This window comes from Rhodococcus sp. 14-1411-2a (genome assembly GCF_002259485.1).
Classification (GTDB): Bacteria; Actinomycetota; Actinomycetes; order Mycobacteriales; family Mycobacteriaceae; genus Rhodococcoides.
This window is the reverse complement of the sequence record NZ_NPGA01000019.1, coordinates 357,801-374,635: the sequence shown is the minus strand read 5'-3', so window position 1 is coordinate 374,635 and position 16,835 is coordinate 357,801. Positions and strand designations below refer to the sequence as shown.

Annotated in this window: 15 protein-coding genes; 8 read left to right on the top strand and 7 right to left on the bottom strand. The window is 66.8% G+C overall.

Annotation, left to right across the window (positions count from 1 at the left end):
• Positions 1 to 18: 18 nt before the first annotated feature.
• Positions 19 to 774, top strand: coding sequence for an LppM family (lipo)protein (locus CH291_RS20435; protein WP_176460266.1), 756 nt, complete (start codon positions 19 to 21; stop codon positions 772 to 774).
• Positions 771 to 1,940 carry a glycosyltransferase gene (locus CH291_RS20430; protein ID WP_231893931.1) on the top strand — a complete coding sequence of 390 codons (1,170 nt, stop codon included), beginning with the start codon at positions 771 to 773 and terminating at the stop codon, positions 1,938 to 1,940. Before CH291_RS20435 ends, CH291_RS20430 begins: the two co-directional genes overlap by 4 nt.
• Positions 1,941 to 1,946: 6 nt before the next feature.
• Here CH291_RS20430 and metF read toward each other — a convergent pair whose 3' ends face one another.
• Positions 1,947 to 2,873 (bottom strand): methylenetetrahydrofolate reductase [NAD(P)H], encoded by a 927-nt coding sequence (metF, locus tag CH291_RS20425; protein ID WP_218829048.1) that lies wholly within the window; start codon positions 2,871 to 2,873, stop codon positions 1,947 to 1,949.
• Between the two features lie 248 nt (positions 2,874 to 3,121).
• On the opposite strand from metF, the gene CH291_RS20420 reads away from it, so the two are divergent.
• From CH291_RS20420 to CH291_RS20405, 4 genes are all read left to right on the top strand, one after another.
• Positions 3,122 to 4,180, top strand: a complete 1,059-nt coding sequence (locus CH291_RS20420; protein WP_068052016.1) for a polyprenyl synthetase family protein — start codon at positions 3,122 to 3,124, stop codon at positions 4,178 to 4,180.
• Between the two features lie 11 nt (positions 4,181 to 4,191).
• Positions 4,192 to 5,775, top strand: coding sequence for a phytoene desaturase family protein (crtI, locus tag CH291_RS20415; RefSeq protein ID WP_094688469.1), 1,584 nt, complete (start codon positions 4,192 to 4,194; stop codon positions 5,773 to 5,775).
• Between the two features lie 157 nt (positions 5,776 to 5,932).
• Positions 5,933 to 7,576, top strand: a complete 1,644-nt coding sequence (locus CH291_RS20410; protein ID WP_094640129.1) for an alpha-(1->6)-mannopyranosyltransferase A — start codon at positions 5,933 to 5,935, stop codon at positions 7,574 to 7,576.
• Between the two features lie 11 nt (positions 7,577 to 7,587).
• Positions 7,588 to 8,553 carry a phytoene/squalene synthase family protein gene (locus CH291_RS20405; RefSeq protein ID WP_068052046.1) on the top strand — a complete coding sequence of 322 codons (966 nt, stop codon included), beginning with the start codon at positions 7,588 to 7,590 and terminating at the stop codon, positions 8,551 to 8,553.
• On the opposite strand, the gene CH291_RS20400 is transcribed toward CH291_RS20405, so the two are convergent.
• Entirely contained in the window at positions 8,550 to 8,921 is a 372-nt protein-coding gene (locus CH291_RS20400; protein WP_068052028.1) for an Rv2175c family DNA-binding protein, read from the bottom strand. The genes CH291_RS20405 and CH291_RS20400 overlap by 4 nt on opposite strands.
• Positions 8,922 to 9,106: 185 nt before the next feature.
• Here CH291_RS20400 and pknB point away from each other — a divergent pair, with 185 nt between their 5' ends.
• Positions 9,107 to 11,089, top strand: coding sequence for a Stk1 family PASTA domain-containing Ser/Thr kinase (gene pknB / locus CH291_RS20395; protein WP_094669891.1), 1,983 nt, complete (start codon positions 9,107 to 9,109; stop codon positions 11,087 to 11,089).
• On the opposite strand, the gene CH291_RS20390 is transcribed toward pknB, so the two are convergent.
• Positions 11,090 to 12,475, bottom strand: coding sequence for a class II 3-deoxy-7-phosphoheptulonate synthase (locus CH291_RS20390; RefSeq protein ID WP_032394396.1), 1,386 nt, complete (start codon positions 12,473 to 12,475; stop codon positions 11,090 to 11,092).
• Positions 12,476 to 12,520: 45 nt separating this feature from the next.
• Positions 12,521 to 13,012 carry a polyadenylate-specific 3'-exoribonuclease AS gene (locus CH291_RS20385; protein WP_094688468.1) on the bottom strand — a complete coding sequence of 164 codons (492 nt, stop codon included), beginning with the start codon at positions 13,010 to 13,012 and terminating at the stop codon, positions 12,521 to 12,523.
• A gap of 81 nt (positions 13,013 to 13,093) precedes the next feature.
• On the opposite strand from CH291_RS20385, the gene CH291_RS20380 reads away from it, so the two are divergent.
• Positions 13,094 to 14,386: a glycosyltransferase 87 family protein gene (locus tag CH291_RS20380; RefSeq protein WP_094688467.1), complete on the top strand. Its 1,293-nt coding sequence runs from the start codon at positions 13,094 to 13,096 to the stop codon at positions 14,384 to 14,386.
• A gap of 22 nt (positions 14,387 to 14,408) precedes the next feature.
• Here the strand turns inward: CH291_RS20380 and CH291_RS20375 are convergent, their stop codons facing one another.
• The 3 genes from CH291_RS20375 to CH291_RS20365 all read right to left on the bottom strand — a co-directional run bounded on the left by CH291_RS20375 (position 14,409) and on the right by CH291_RS20365 (position 16,820).
• Complete coding sequence (locus CH291_RS20375; protein ID WP_068052034.1) at positions 14,409 to 15,137, bottom strand: lysophospholipid acyltransferase family protein; 729 nt, start codon at positions 15,135 to 15,137, stop codon at positions 14,409 to 14,411.
• A gap of 179 nt (positions 15,138 to 15,316) precedes the next feature.
• A complete protein-coding gene (locus tag CH291_RS20370) occupies positions 15,317 to 16,291 on the bottom strand; it encodes an ROK family protein (RefSeq protein ID WP_037192841.1) in 975 nt (324 codons plus the stop codon).
• 55 nt (positions 16,292 to 16,346) lie between these two features.
• A complete protein-coding gene (locus CH291_RS20365; RefSeq protein ID WP_094640131.1) occupies positions 16,347 to 16,820 on the bottom strand; it encodes a hypothetical protein in 474 nt (157 codons plus the stop codon).
• Between the last annotated feature and the right edge of the window lie 15 nt (positions 16,821 to 16,835).

Genomic DNA, 16,835 nt, shown 5'->3' with positions numbered 1-16,835 from the left:
CCGACTGACATCACCTCGATGTCCTGGCACGATGTCGCTGTGCAGTCGACATCGCGAACATCTCATCGAACCCACCGCCGCCGCGTTCTCTCGGTGGTCGCGCTGGCGCTGCTGGTCGCGCCGATGCTGGCCGGTTGCCTGCGTGTGCAGGTCACGATGGGCGTGTCGGCGAACGACCGCGTCGCGGGTCAGATCGTGGCTGCCAGCGTGCCGACATCGGACTCCGACACCGGCCCGGAACTGGTGGTGCCCTCCTCGATCGAGGACAAGGTTCGCGTCGAGCCGTACAACCAGGACGGATACGTCGGGTCGCAGGCCATCTTCGACGATCTGTCGTTCGGCGACGTGCAGACCCTCGGCTCGATCTTCCAGAACGCGGCCGGATCGTTCCAGCTGACGCTGCAGCGCTCGGGTGACACCGTCACTCTGGCAGGCAACGCCGATCTTTCCTCCGTTCCGGTGCAGGGCTCGGACGTACAGTTCACCATCGCGTTCCCGGCCCGCATCGGCACCACCAACGGCACCCGCGAGAGCGACAACTCGATCTCGTGGAAGTTGCCTGCGGGCGAGGTCACCTCGCTGCGCGCCGAGGTCAACTATCCCGATCCCAACACCCGCAGCTTCGCCGGCTGGGCCGGCATCGTGGGCGGCGTGACCGTCGGCGTCGCGGCCATCGTCGGGGCCATGGCATGGGTGTCGCGCAACCCACCGCTGCGGGGCCGCGGGTCGCGCAACACCGACTCCGGAAGCTCCACCGACAGAACGTCTGTGTGAGAGCCCGCCTGCTCGCGCGCACGACGGCGACGGCAAGCGTCCTCGCGACAGCGTCGGCCGCGGTCTCCGTGTTCAACTCTCGGTTCATGCCGAGCCTGCGCTCCCCGGACCACGACGTCACCGAGCGCGTCGTCGTCTGCATTCCCGCCCGCAACGAGGTTGCGACGCTGCCTGCGCTGATCGGCGACCTCACGCGGCAACGATCGTGCACAAACCTGCGCGTGATCGTCCTCGACGACGATTCGACCGACGGAACGGCGTCCGCTGCCCGTGCGGCTGCGGACGGTGACCCGAGGATTCGCGTCGTGACCTCCGGTGTCGCTCCCCCGGCCGGCTGGACCGGCAAGGCCGCAGCGTGCGCCGAGCTCGCCAGACTGGCCGACGAGGACGACCCGATGACGTCGCTGATCGTGTTCGTCGATGCCGATGTGCGACTCGAACCGGAGGCGGTGGCGGCAGCGGCCCGGGTACTGCGACGGCGCGGCGCCTCCCTGCTGTGCCCGTGGCCGGAGCAACTTGCCGAGAGCACCGTCGAGCGACTCGTCCAGCCGCTGCTCGCCTGGTCGTGGATGTCCACGCTTCCGGTACCTCTGGGCAACGCCACTCTCGCACCGTCGATGGCGGTCGCCTGCGGGCAGTTCATGGCCTTCGACGCCGCCGCCTATCGCGCCATCGGGGGCCACAGCTGCGTGGCGGCGAGCGCAACCGAGGACCTGGATCTGGCACGCGCTCTGCGTCGACGGGGATTCTCGACGGCGGTGGCGTCGGGTGCGGGGTTCGTCCGATGCCGGATGTACCGATCGGCCGCGGAGTTGCGGTCCGGCTACAGCCGGTGGTTGTGGAGCGAGTTCGGTGGACCGGCCGGTTCGGCTGCGGCGGCCCTGGCACTGACGGCAGTGTACGTACTGCCCCCGATCACCGCGCTCACGTCCTCGGGTGTCACACGTCGCCTCGGCCTCGCCGGGTATCTCGCGGGAACGGTGTCTCGGATGTCCACCCGGCGCAGCGAGGTGGGATCGCGGTTCGGGGTGGTCGACGCAGTCGATGCTGCGCTGCACCCGGTGTCGATTCTCGCGTTCGTCGGCCTCGTCGCGGAATCCCACGTGCGCAGGCGTCGTGGCTCGCTGTCGTGGAAGTCGCGCCCGATGCCGCGCCGCGAGCCCTGACCCGTCTCACACTCGTGCGGCCGCGAGCCCCAGATTGCTCAATACCTCACGCGTCGCGCGCGCGAAGTTCAGGGTGATGAAGTGCAATCCGGGCGCGCCCTCGGAGATCAGGCGCTCACCGATGTTCGTGGCGAGTTCGATGCCCACCTCTCGGACGGCGGCGCGGTCCTCTTCGGGACCGGATCCTGCTGCGCGAGTGAACTTCTCGTCCAGGTGCGACGGAAGCGTTGTGCCCGAGAGCTCGAGCATCCGGCGAACCGAACGAAGTGAGGTGATGGGCATGATCTCGGGAATGATCGGCTTGGCACCCTGCTCGGCGTCGAACGCACTCACGCGGTCCCGCAGGCGCAGGTAGTCGTCCACATCGAAGAACATCTGAGTGATCGAGTACTCGGCACCCGCCCGCAACTTGCCGACCAGGCACCGGGTGTCCTGCTCGAGGTCGGCGGCGCGGTGGTGACCTTCGGGGAACGACGCCACGCCGACGTGGAAGTCGCCGAGATCACGTACCAACCGGACCAGCTCCTCGGCGTACTCGACTCCGTCCGGATGCTTCTCCCAGTCGCCCAGTGGATCTCCGGGGGGATCTCCTCGCAGTACGAGAATGTTGGTGATGCCGCGGTCCGCGTACGACCCGACCATCGATCGCAGTTCGTCCACACTGTGCGAGACGGCAGTGAGATGCGCCACAGGGAGGAGGGTGGTCTCCTCGGCGATCTGCCCGGTGACGCGCACCGTTCGATCGCGGGTCGAGCCGCCTGCGCCGTAGGTCATCGACACGAATGCGGGCTGAAGTTGTTCGAACTCACGAACCGCTCGCCACAGCCTGGCTTCGGCCTCCGCGTCTCGTGGAGGCGAGAACTCCACCGAGAACGGGATCCTGGCCTCGGGTTCTGTCCGTAGCCGGTCGACGATGGACGGTGTTCTCGTCACGAATCCTCGACTCGACCGCCCCCTGACGGATTCTTCGCTCACCCGAAGATCATAGGTTGCGCCCCACCGACGCCCGTGAGGCCTCCCGGACGAGAGATGTTCGCTGCACGTCGGCCCAGGGTGTGCGCGGCTATTACTGTGGGAACCGGAATCCACGCAATTCACAGCAACCTTGGAGGATCGTCCTGTCCGGAGACTTTTCTTCACCCGTAGCCGACGCCCCCGTCGCCGCGAACGACCCGAAGGCGATGCGTTCGGCAGTCGACGCGACTCTCGCCGAGTTCTTCGCCTCGCGCCGAGGTGTCGTGGACACCGTCGGCGGCGGCTACCCCGATGCCGTGGCCGATCTCGAGGCGTTCGTGCTTCGCGGCGGCAAACGCATGCGCCCCGCGTTCGCCTGGACTGCGTGGCTCGGTGCAGGCGGAGAATCCACCGGTGCCCGCGCCGAGGCAGTGCTGCGGGCGTGTTCGGCGCTCGAACTGATCCAGGCCTGCGCTCTGATCCACGACGACATCATCGACTCGTCCAGCACGCGACGCGGTTTCCCGACCGTGCACGTCGGCTTCGCCCAACGGCACCGGGACGCGGGCTGGACCGGCTGTGCGGACCATTTCGGTGAATCGGCAGCGATACTCGTCGGCGATCTCGCTCTGTGCTGGGCCGACGATCTACTGCGCGAGTCGGGTATCGACGCCGATGCCGCGCGGCGAGTCCAGCCGGTGTGGTCGGCGATGCGCACGGAGGTTCTCGGCGGTCAGTTGCTCGACATCGAAGCCGAGGCAGGCACCGACGAGAGCGTTGCGGCGGCAATGCGCGTCAACCGCTACAAGACCGCCGCGTACACAGTCGAGCGGCCGCTTCATCTCGGGGCAGTCCTCGCCGATGCCGACGAGAACCTGATCTCGGCCTACCGCAACTTCGGTGCGGACATCGGAATCGCGTTCCAGCTGCGCGACGACCTCCTCGGAGTGTTCGGCGATCCCGAGGTGACCGGCAAACCGTCCGGCGACGACATCACCGAGGGCAAACGCACCGTCCTGATCGCGCTGGCACTGCAGAAGGCGGACGAGACGAGGCCGGATCACGCAGCCACGATCAGGGCCAGCCTCGGGACCGAACTCGACGCCGACGAAGTGGCCGACATCCGGTCCATTCTCGTCGAACTCGGCGCAGTGGACGCGGTCGAGAAACAGATCGACGACCTCGGGACCCGGGCCGTCGCAGCCCTCGACAACAGTTCGATCGAACCGGTCGCTGCCGCGCACCTGCGCGCCATGGCAACCGCCGCCATCCAACGGCAGTACTGAAAGAGAGCGCCATGTCTTCGTTCCGCACGGTCTCCGGCACCACCGACTCCGTCGTCGTCGTGGGAGCCGGATTGTCAGGCCTCGCCGCCGGTCTGCACCTACTGGGAGCGGGCAGAAAAGTCACGCTCGTCGAGCGTCACGAGACCGTGGGCGGCCGCGTCGGGGTGTACCCGGTGTCGGACACCGACGGATCGCACCTCTACGACATCGACAACGGTGCAAGCGTGTTGACGATGCCGAACCTGGTGCTCGAGGCACTCGCCGCCGTGGGCGCCGACTTCGAATCGACCACGCCGCCGATTCGGCTGACGGCCCTGTCGCCGTCCTATCACACGCGCTACGCCGACGGCACGTCCATCGACGTCTACTCCGATCCCGAGGCCATGGCGGCCGAGGTGGAACGCACCTGCGGCCCCGCCGAGGCGCAGGGATACCGCGAACTGCGACGCTGGCTCGCCGACATCTTCGACGCCGAGTTCGACCGCTTCATCGACTCGAACTTCGATTCACCGCTCGATCTCGTGGGATCGAAAGCTGCGATCTCCGACACCGCGACACTCACGAAACTGGGCGGCTTCGGTCGCCTCGGGCCCCGCGTCGACAAGTTCCTGAAGGACACCCGCCTACGCCGCGTCTTCACGTTCCAGGCGCTCTACGCAGGCATGGCACCCCAGAAGGCCCTGGCGGTCTACGGAGCCATCGCGCACATGGACACCTCCCTCGGAGTGTTCTTCCCCGAGGGAGGGATGGCGGCCATCGCCAAGGCCATGGCCGACGCGTTCGTCACCGCAGGCGGCACGCTCGAACTCGGCACCGAGATCGTCGACATCACCGTCGACCGGGGTCGGGCCGACTCCGTGATCACCGCAGCCGGTGGTCGAATCGCCTGCGACGCACTCGTTCTCACCGCAGACCTGCCCGTCGTCGATCGACTCCTCGACAGGGCGTCGGTGTCGAAGAAGGGCCGACGGAACGGATACGGCGTGGTCTCACCGTCGGCGGTCGTCGCGCACGGAACCGTTCCCGTCGAGCTGACGGAGACGTGGCCCGCCCGCGCTCACCACACCATCGACTTCGGCGACGAATGGGCCGAGACCTTCCGCCGCATCACCGCGCGATCGGGCAAGGGATCGTTGATGGCCGATCCGTCCCTGCTGATCACCCGACCGTCGGTGAGCGATCCCGATCTCGAAGTGGTGCGCGGCGGAGTACGCAGCGAACCGGTGTCGATCCTCGCACCGTGCCCCAATCTCGACAGCGCTCCACTGCCGTGGGGCGAGCTGGCGCAGCCGTATCTGAACGAGATCCTGACGACTCTGGAGGCTCGCGGATACAAGGGTCTGCTCGACGGATTCACGCTCGACCACATCGACACACCCGAGACCTGGGCGCAGAAGGGCATGATCGAGGGTTCTCCGTTCTCGTCCGCCCACGTGTTCAGGCAGACCGGACCGTTCCGACGCAAGAACATGGTCGCCGGGCTCGACAACGTGGTTCTCGCCGGCTCGGGCACGACTCCTGGAGTGGGCGTCCCCACGGTTCTGGTGTCGGGAAAGCTCGCCGCGCAGCGGGTGACAGGGCGCACGGGCCGGTAGGTTCGTTCGATTCACTGCGTCGACCAACTAAGCTGAGCGCGATCGTTTGCCGGTCGCGCTCATTGCTGCGACCATGATCGTTCGGTGATCGGCGAGAACCATCGGCCGACGTACACATCTCGACCCACAACTCGTTGCAGAGGAGGAGCAGGCGGCAATGTCTTCGATCTCGTCGCACTCCACCTCCGAGGATCGATCGTCGGACGGCGGCACCCCACCCTCGGCTGCGCGACGACCGTCCAGACTGACCGCAACCGGCAATTTCCTGCGCAGTCCCGAGGGCAAGGCAGCGATACTCGGTGTGGTCGGTGCCGTCTGCATCGTGTTCGGCGGGTTCGGCGCGGGCAGTGTGCGCCGACGCGATCCGTTGCTCGAGGAGATGCACCTGTCGTGGCTGCGATTCGGTCACGGATTCGTACTCTCCACCATCATCGTCTGGGTCGGCGTACTGCTGATGATCACCGCGTGGGTTCGGCTCGGGCGCGCAACCCTGCACGGCCGCACCACGGTGGGCGAACTGCGCTGGATCGTCCCGGCATGGACCGCTCCGCTACTGCTGTCGGTGCCGATGTTCAGCCGCGATGCGTACTCCTACCTGGCCCAGGGCGCTCTGCTCCGCGACGGATTCGACCCGTATGCCGTTGGCCCCGTTGCCAATCCAGGAGTTCTGCTGGACAACGTCAGCAACGTCTGGACCACCACCACCGCCCCGTACGGCCCGCTGTTCCTGCTGCTCGGTCGCGGAATCACCAGCCTGACCGGCGACAACGTCATCGCCGGGACCATGCTGCTGCGCCTGACGATGCTGCCCGGCCTGGCACTGATGATGTGGGCGGTTCCGCGGCTGGCGAAACACCTCGGCGGCCGCGCGACCACCGCGGTGTGGCTCGCCGTCCTCAACCCTCTCGTCCTGATCCACCTGATCGGCGGAGTGCACAACGAGTTGCTCATGGTGGGCCTGATGACCGCAGGGATCGTGCTGACGCTCGAACACCGACACGTGGGCGGCATCGCACTGGTCGCGATCGCGGTGGCGATCAAGGCCACAGCAGGCCTGGCGCTGCCCTTCCTGGTGTGGATCTGGATGCTCCATCTGCGGGAGAAGGCGCGGGCCGAGGGGCGAACCCCGATGCCGCCCGCCCTGGCGTTCGTCAAGACCGCGGGCATCGGAGCCGCCGTCTTCGTTGCTGTGTTCGCCGTGGCGTCGGTGATCGCCGGAGTCGGAATCGGTTGGCTGACCGCGCTTTCCGGATCGGCCAAGATCATCAACTGGCTCTCGCTTCCCACGATCCTGGCTCACCTGGTGACCGTCAGCACGTCGTGGTTCCTCGATCTACGCCTCGGACCCGTTCTCGACGTCACCCGCCTGCTGTGCGCCATCGCGCTGGTCGTCGTGCTAGCGGTCGCCTGGTGGTTGGGCCGCAGATCCGAACGCGACGCGGTCAAGGGCATTCTGATCGCCCTGGTCGCCACCGTCGTCCTCTCCCCCGCGGCCCTGCCCTGGTACTACTCGTGGCCACTGGCTGTCGCCGCAGGCTTCGCACTCTCGCGCACCACCCTGATGATCCTGACGGGTCTGTCGACGTGGCTCATGCTCGTCTTCCAACCCGACGGATCGATCGGCCTCTACACCCTCGGACACGTCGCACTGGCGGTCTTCGCCGCGGTCGTCGCAGCTCTGTCTCTGACGCGCGTCGATCCGCTGCGTCTACGATCGGACCGATCCAGGCAACACCGTGCCGTGCCGAACGCACCCAAGACCCCAGCAACGGAACCGACCGGAGACGAATCCACGTCATGAAGGCTCGCGTGATGAAAGAACTGGACGGGATCGATCCGGAGCTGCACGAGGCATACCGCATCTGTCGCGAACTCAACGCCCAGCACGGCAAGACGTATTTCCTCGCCACTCGCCTGCTCCCCACCGACAAGCGCGCAGGCGTGCATGCGTTGTACGGGTTCGCCCGGATGGTCGACGACATCGTGGACCTCGAGGGCACCGACATCTCCGTGGGATCTGACGAACTCAATGCCAGACGCATCGTCGAACTCGACGTGATCGAGTCCCGGGTGCGCGACGCCTTGGCCGGAAAACCGTTGTCCGAGAGCGTGTCCGATCGAGTGTTGAGCGCGTTGTGCGACACCGTGGGGCGCTACGACATTCCGCACGACTATTTCTACGCGTTCATGCACTCGATGCGGATGGACATTCCGGGGAGTCCGATGTTCGTCTCGCGCTACCGGACGATGGAGCAGCTGCGCGAGTACATGTACGGCTCCGCTGCGGTCATCGGACTGCAGATGTTGCCGATCCTGGGAACCGTCGTCGAGCGGTCGGAGGCCGAGCCTCCCGCCGCAGCCCTCGGCGAGGCGTTCCAGCTCACCAACTTCATCCGAGACATGGGTGAGGACCTCGATCGCGACCGCATCTACCTACCCACCGACGAACTCGCTGCGTTCGGTGTCGACGAAGAACTGCTCCGGTGGTGCCGCACCACGGGAAATGTCGACGCCAGGGTGACCAGGGCCCTCGCGCACCTGATCGCCGTCACCCGCTCGATCTACCGCACGTCCGACGCGGGTATCGAGATGCTGGATCCGCGAGTGCGACCGTCGATGCGCACGGCATCGATCCTGTACGGCCGCATACTCGCAGAGGTCGAGTCACAGGGCTACCGCGTGCTCTCGCAACGCGCGACGGTGCCGCAGTGGACCCGAGCTCGCATCGCGCTTCCGCAGTTCGCCGTCACCGGCTTCAAGCGCGCAACGATTCGCTAGAAGGCCATTGCCTGAGCTCGCCTGATCACTTCGCGCATCAGGTCGCCGTGCAGAGCAGCGACGGGTGCACCGGGCAAGCTCTCGTCCTCGGTGAACAGCCACCGCAGGATTTCCTCGTCCTCGTAACCGCCGTCGTGCAGCACGGCCAGCAGACCCGGCAGGCCCTTGACGATGGTGCCCTTGTCGGTGTCGAGGAACTGCTCGGGAACACCGGGCACACGCGAACGCTTCAGCGCCAGCAGCTGCCGATCTCGAATCAGCTGCTCGACGCGGGTCTTGGGAACGTCGAGAATCTTCGCGACGTCGGCGAACTGCAGCACGGACACCGACGGATCGAGCACATCGTCGGCATAGGGAATGGCACTCACGCAGGTAACGTTAACGGGTCCGGCATCCAGACATCAAAAGCGTGACAGTCGGCCCAGCAGGACGAACACACGAGCCACGATCGTCGGTCGGCATCTCCTGCACCGATACGATCGACTTCAGCATCCGGCGTCGAACGCCGGAAGACCAGTGGACGACGAGGGGAGGTTCGGTGATACCGGGTTCGATGCTCGATCGTCGATACCGAATAGACGCACCGATCGCGCGCGGCGGTATGTCGACGGTCTACCGCGGACTCGACACCAGGCTCGACCGCCCCGTGGCGGTGAAGATCATGGACCCGAAGTTCGCCGAGGACCCACAGTTCGTCCAGCGCTTCGAGTTCGAGGCACGGGCCGTGGCCAGGCTCAGTCACCCGGGCCTCGTCGCCGTCTACGACCACGGTCGAGACGGCGAACACGCCTTCCTCGTCATGGAACTCGTCGAGGGCGGAACTCTGCGTGAGCTGCTGCGCGAGCGTGGACCGATGCCTCCGCATGCTGCAGCGGCCGTCATCCGGCCGGTCCTCGACGCACTCGCCGTAGCCCACCGAGCCGGTCTGGTGCACCGCGACATCAAGCCCGAGAACATCCTGATCAGCGACGACGGTGACGTGAAGATCGCGGACTTCGGACTCGTCCGAGCCATAGCGGCCTCCACCGTGACGTCGAGCAGTGTGATTCTGGGCACCGCCGCGTACCTGTCTCCCGAGCAGGTCACCACCGGTTCCGCGTCCGCTAGCAGCGATGTCTACGGCGTCGGTGTCGTGTTGTTCGAGCTGCTGACCGGACGCACGCCGTTCACCGGCGACACCTCGCTGTCCATCGCCTACCAGCGCATCGACAACGACGTACCGCTCCCCTCCACCCTCATCGCAGGCGTCCCCCCGCAGTTCGACGAGGTGGTCCAGCGTGCCACCGTCCGCGCCCCGGAAAATCGGTACCGCAATGCCGACGACATGGCCCGGGCCCTGCGCGCGGCCGCGTCGGCGCTGGCGCTGCCCGAGTACCGAGTGCCGGCACCCAAGCGCTCGGCCGAGCACCTGAGCTCGGCCGCAGCCGGAGCACCGACAACGGTCGCGGGCAACCGTCCGCCGTCCGCTCGCACCCAGGTCGTGGACACTTCGCCGCCGCCACCTCCGCAACACGGGGTGCAGCACACCAGGGTGGTCACCTCGCCCACAGCGCGGGGCATCGACCACGGCCAGGACATCGCCGAGGTGCCGCCCGCCGGACCACCCCCGACCGGCAGGCGGCACTACGAGTTCCCCGATTTCGACGCCGACCGCCAGCGCTCGCGCCGAGCGATCGTCATCTGGCTCCTCGTCGTCGCCCTGCTCGCGGTGTTGGTCGGCTTCGGCGGATGGTGGATGGGCTCGGGTCGCTACACCGCAGTCCCGATGGTGGACGGGCTCGACACCACCGGTGCCACCAGTGCCGTGGAAGCCGCCGGTCTCGAAGCCGCGGTGCGCGGAACCTACTCCGACTCGGTGGACACCGACCTTCTCATCGGCACCGACCCCACCGGCGGATCGCGAATCGCCAAGGGCGACACGGTGTCTCTGTTGGTGTCACTGGGACGCCCCACCGTTCCCTCGATCGACACGAGCGCATCCGTCGACGACATGGAGCAGCAACTGCGAGACCGAACGTTCACGCCCGTCGACGGCGGCGAGGCCTTCAGCACGTCCGCTCCGATCGGCGGCGTCGCAGCCCTGGACCCGCCGCCCGGCACCGTACTGACCACGGGAAGCTCGGTCACGGTGCTGCGCAGCAAGGGGGCACCGCCGGTCGAGGTACCCGACGTACGCGGGCAGAGCGTCGACCAGGCCAGGACAACGCTGGAATCGGTGGGCATCACCGTCGGCGAGGTTCGGGAGACCTTCGACGAGGACACCGACGGCGGCAGGGCGATAGGGACGACGCCGGAGGCCGGGCAGACGGTGCGATCCGGGACCACCGCTGCGCTCGAGGTGTCCAACGCCGTCACCGTGCCGTCGCTGCTGGGTCGCTCGGTCGGCTCGGCCCGGACCGCTGTCGAGACGTTGGGCCTGACGATCGACGTCCGTCAGGTGGTGGACACCGACGGGTCGCTGATCATCACCCAGAGCCCCGGAGCCGGTTCTCGGGTGGAACCGGGCTCCGAGGTCATGGTCGTCTCGCTACCCTGATCAGTCGCGAAGCATCTCGGCGACCAGGAATGCCAGTTCGATGCTCTGCTGCGTGTTCAGACGCGGGTCGCAGGCGGTCTCGTACCGGCCGGCGAGGTCCAGGTCCGAGATGTCCTGGGCACCGCCGAGGCACTCGGTGACGTTGTCGCCGGTCAGTTCGACGTGAATTCCGCCCGGATGCGTTCCGAGGCCGTTGTGCACCTCGAAGAATCCCTGGACCTCGTCGACGATGCGGTCGAAGTGGCGCGTCTTGTAGCCGGTCGAGGCCTCGTGAGTGTTGCCGTGCATCGGATCGCACTGCCAGATGACCTGGTGGCCGGTGGCCTGAACCTTCTCGATGATGGCGGGCAGGATGTCGCGAACCTTGCCGTTGCCCATGCGTGAGATCAGCGTCAGACGTCCCGGCTTGTTGGTCGGGTCGAGGCGCTCGACGTACTCGACGGCCATCTCGGGCGTGGTCGTGGGCCCGATCTTGAGACCGATCGGGTTGGAGATCAGCTCGGCCAGCGCGATGTGCGCCCCGTCGAGCTGGCGGGTGCGGTCGCCGATCCACAGGAAGTGCGCGGACAGGTCGTACAGCTTGGGGTGATCGTCGGTGTTGTCCAGGCGCAGCATCGCACGCTCGTAGTCGAGAACGAGCGCTTCGTGGCTGGCGAAGATCTGCGCGGTGTGCAGGTTCGGGTCGGAGACGCCGCAGGCATCCATGAAGCGCAGGCCGCGATCGATCTCCCCCGCGAGCGCCTCGTAGCGCGCACCGGCGGGCGACTGGGCGACGAACTCGCGGTTCCAGTCGTGCACCTTGTGCAGATCCGCCATCCCTGCACCGGTGAGTGCGCGGACCAGGTTCATCGCCGCGCTGGCATTGGCGTACGCGCGCACCAGTCGTGACGGATCGTGGCCGCGGACGCTCTCGTCGGCGACGAGCGAGTTGATCATGTCGCCGCGGTAGGACTGCAGACCGAGCGCGTCGATGTTCGACGACCGCGGCTTGGCGTACTGACCGGCGATACGGGCGACCTTGACCACCGGCATGCTCGCGCCGTAGGTGAGCACCACAGCCATCTGCAGCAGCGTGCGGATGTTGCCCTTGATGTGCGGCTCGGTGTTGTCGACGAACGTCTCGGCGCAATCGCCACCCTGCAGCAGGAAGGCCTCGCCTCGGGCGACGGCCGCGAGCTTGTCCGACAACGCCTCCACCTCACCGGCGACGGTGATCGGTGGCACGCTCTCGAGCACCTTGCGCATGTCGGCAGCATGCTCGGGATCCCACTGCGGTTGCTGCGCAGCCGGCTTGGCCAACGCATCGTCCAATCGAGAGCGCAGCGTCGGCGACAACGGCGGCAGGTCGGGCAAGCGATCGATGGGTACGTCGACAGTCCAGTTCACGGCTACAGGATATTCGCACCGCCGAAGCCGCAGGACAACGGGTGTTCACCCGCGGTGCGAGTACTCCTCGATCGTCTGGAACTTCGCCAGATTGTGCCGCGCGTCGGCCAAGGCATCGTGAGCGTCGTCGGGCACCGACGGCAGCTCGGGACTGCCGCGATCCTCCCAGTGCTGGCGCAGCTCGCGGGTGAACCGCGGCAGCGAACGCGGCAACTCGGTCATCGAGCCCCACAGCTGGCAGAGCGCGACGTGGTCGTACGCCGCCACCCACGCCCACAGTTCGACCTCGGCACCGTAGTGCGGAACGAGAAATTCGAGCAGTTCGTCCCGGATTCGCGACCTGCTCATCCACAGCGGCGACGAGTACGGTGGCAGCTTGGGAAGCACGTTGCGTCGAACCCAGCGGCCGGCGCGCTCGGGGTCGAACTCGGAGGACACCGCATAGAACTCGCGACCGTCCTCCGACACCACACCGATCGACACCAACTCGATTGTGCGACCATCCTCGATGAACTCTGTGTCGTAGAAGTAGCGCACGCGGCTCACCCTAGCGCGTCCCCGACACGTCCCCCCACGTGCCGGTAGCCCCGATCCGAACAGCCCTGAAAGGCAACGCCAGTGACTCCGCCCGACACCAACCGTCCGGTCGCCGAAGCATCGGAGCCGGCGGCGCCGACGCGACGCCGGTGGCCGAGTTGGGCGGTGGCGTCGAGCAGGGTTCTCGTCCTGATCGGTGCTCTCGTCGGCGTGCTGTTCCATCTCAACGGCTTTCCGGGGTTGCGTGAGCTCGGCGAGCACTACCGACTCGATCTGGACGTGTATCGACTCGGCGGTCAGGTGTTCGCCGAGGGCGGGGATCTCTACGGTCAACTGCCGCCGATCGCGACCGGTACGACGCTGCCGTTCACCTATCCCCCGATCGCCGCGGCGATCTTCAGCCCGCTGTCGTCGGTGTCGCTGTACGCCGCCTCGATCGCGGTCACCGTGCTGTCCATGCTCCTGCTGCTGGTGACCGTCGTGGTGACCCTCACCTCGCTCGGACTGCGTCCTCGCACGCTCGTGTGGTGGTCTGCCGGAGCAGTCTTCGCCGTGGCCGTGCTGCTTCTCGAGCCGGTCACCTCGACGCTGAACTACGGGCAGATCAACATCGTGCTGATGGCGTTCGTTGCACTGGACTGCCTGCCGAAGAAGACGCCGTGGCCCCGAGGTGTGCTGATCGGACTCGTGGCTGCCGTCAAGCTCACCCCCGCGGTGTTCGTACTGTTCTTCTTGTTGCGCAAGGACTTTCGAGCCGCTGTGGTTTCGGTCCTGAGCTTTGCGGTGTTCACCGCGGTCGGTTTCGCGCTGACGTGGTCGGACTCGGTGAAGTACTGGACCGAGACGATCGTCGATTCCGACCGAATCGGCGGTCCGGCCTACCCGCCCAACCAGTCGATCACCGGAGTGCTCGCGCGGCTCGGGCTGGACGAACTGCCTCGGTCGATCCTGTGGCTCGCGTTGTCGGTGGTGGTCCTTGCCATCGCGGCGATAGCGATGCGAAAGGCGTTCGCCGCGGGCGAGACTGCTCTCGCCCTGACGATCAACGCCATGTTCGGTCTGCTGGTGTCGCCGGTCTCCTGGTCACACCACTGGGTGTGGGCCATCCCGTTCACCGTGGTGCTCGCCGTCCTCGGCTACCGACGCCGCAGTGCGCTGTTGGCAACGCTGGTGCCCGTCGGGCTGGCGTTGATGGTCTACCCGCCGCACTGGAAGCTCGGCGAGGGCCGTTGGAGCGGTCTCGGTTGGCCGCTCGTGGATCAGTTCGCGGCCTCGGGATACGTGTGGTGGGCGCTCGCGTCGATCATCGCGGTGGCCGCGGTCGGCTGGACCGACCGGGCCGATACGACAGTCGACACCCGCTCCGCAGTCTGATCACGGAGCGGGCCGAGCAGATTCAGCTCGCCTTGGAATCCGGGATGCGCTGCGCGGTCGGACCCGACTCCGCCTCGGGCGCAGCCTTCTTCAGCGATGCGGCGTACACGTCCACGTACTCCTGACCGGAGAGCAACATCAGGTCGTACATTACTTCGTCGGTCACCGCACGCTCGACGAAACGGTTGCCTGCCATGCCCTCGAAGCGCGAGAAGTCGATGGGCTTGCCGATCCGGATGGTGACCTTCGCCGGACGCCACACGCGCGAACCGATCGGGTTCATCTTCTCGGTACCGATCATCGCGACCGGAATCACCTGAACTCCGGTCTGCAGTGCCAGACGCGCCATCCCGGTCTTGCCCTTGTACAACCGCGCGTCGGGTGACCGAGTGCCCTCGGGGTAGATACCGAGAACCTTGCCTGCTTCGATCACACGCACGCCTGCGTTGAGTGCGTCCTGTGCCGCGTCGGCTCCGGTGCGATCGATCGGCACCTGCCCGACGGCGGTGAAGAACCATTTCTGGAACTTGCCCTTGAGTCCCGGTCCGGTGAAGTACTCGCTCTTGGCGAGGAAGGTGATGCGTCGAGGCGTCTTGAGCGGAAGGTAGAAAGAATCGAGAACGGCCTTGTGGTTGCTGGCCAGAATGACCGGCCCCTCCGTCGGGATGTTCTCCGCACCCTCGATCGTGGGCCGACCCAGGGCGATGAGAAGGGGGCCGACGAAAATGTACTTAACCAGCCAGTACCACATTGACATGCTCCCTGATGATGGTCGGGAAATCGTTTGGTGCCGCCTCGCCCTGAAGCGAATCGACTGCGGCCGTGCGTCCTCGAACCGTGCCGCGTAGTGAACTGTACCCACGGTTTATGACACCAGCCACATCATCGCCGACACCAGGACCGAGGTCACAGAAAGCAGTCGAAGAACCGTCAGCGAACGCCGGTGACGAACTGCGCCCGGGCCAACTCCGCGGCCCCGATCATGCCTGCTGCCTCACCGAGTTGAGTACTGCGAATACGCGCCAGGGGGCGATGCCCCGCACCGGTCACCAGCTCCGCGTACTTGTCGGTCGCGCGAGCGAGGAACTGACTCGACGACGTCGCCACTCCACCGGCCAGCACGATCAGATCGGGGTCGTACACGTCGCTGACCATCGAGAGCCCGACGCCGAGCCACTGCGCGAAGTCCTCCATCGTGCGGCGGGCGATCGAGTCACCCTCGTGCGCGGCACTGGCGATTCGGCGGCCGGTCAACGAACCCGGGTCGAGGAACACCTCACGTGCCAGCGTCGTCGAGGACGCCGGGTCCGCCGCCAGCAACTCGACTGCGGTGTCCACCAGAGCGGTGCCGCTGCAGTACCGCTCCCAACAACCGCGCTTGCCGCAGGGGCACGCACGGCCGTCCGGCACGACCTGGATGTGACCGAGTTCCGGTGCCACACCGTGGCTACCCCGATAGATCCTGCCGTCGATCAACAGGGCCGCGCCGATTCCGGTGCCGATGGCCACCATCACCACGTTGCGCCCCCCGGACGCCGCACCGAAGCGATACTCGGCCCACGCCGCAGAATTGGCGTCGTGCTCGAGCAACACCGGCAGACCGATGCGCATGCTCATCTCGGTCGCCACAGGGGTGTTCACCCACGGCAGATGCGGGGCGAAGAGAACCGTCGTGCGATCGGAGTCGATGAACCCGGCGACGGCGAGCCCGACGGCCGCGATGTCGTGTCGCCCGGCCAGCTCCTGCACGGCCCGATCGAGACCGCGTTCGAGCGCACGCGCAGTGTGCGGAGTGGGAGCGGCCGTCGAATCGAGGACTTGCCCGTCCTCATCGACGACGGACGCGCGCAGGCTCGTCCCACCCACGTCGATTCCTACCGTCAGTCGCTGGTGGTGGCGCTTCATTCGTTCATGCCTTCCTCGCCCGTCCCCCGCGCGGGCTGCACCCGAGTCGCTCCGATCACGGACGCTCCTGCTCGTCCGAACGCGAATTCTTCACTCGAACGGTAATCGGAACGAACGAAGCGGGACGATCGCCCTGAAGTTTCGTGTCGATCGACACGTCCGCGACCTCCGCGGGGTCCGAGGGGACACCGGCACTACCGGACCCGGGCTCGGGCGCAGTCCCCGGTGGCGGCGAGGTCGGCGTAGCCTGCGCTGCGGAGTGCGTCGCCCCGGAGGTCGTGTGATCGGCCAGCAACTGACGCAACAGCGCGATCACCACGGCGCTCTCGGAGGCCACGAGCTCGACGAGATCGTGGCGCTCCCCGCGCACCAGTGCCGCGAGAGCGCAAACCGGACACCAACTGCATCCCTGGCGGTCACGATCCTGCTGCGTCTCGGCGACGCGACGCAGGATGGGCTCGAGTCGCGTCAGCACGGTCTCGGCCAGGGCCAGCAGGTCCGCCCCCAGCTCGGAGTGGTCCGAGGTCATCGCGACACCCCGGCC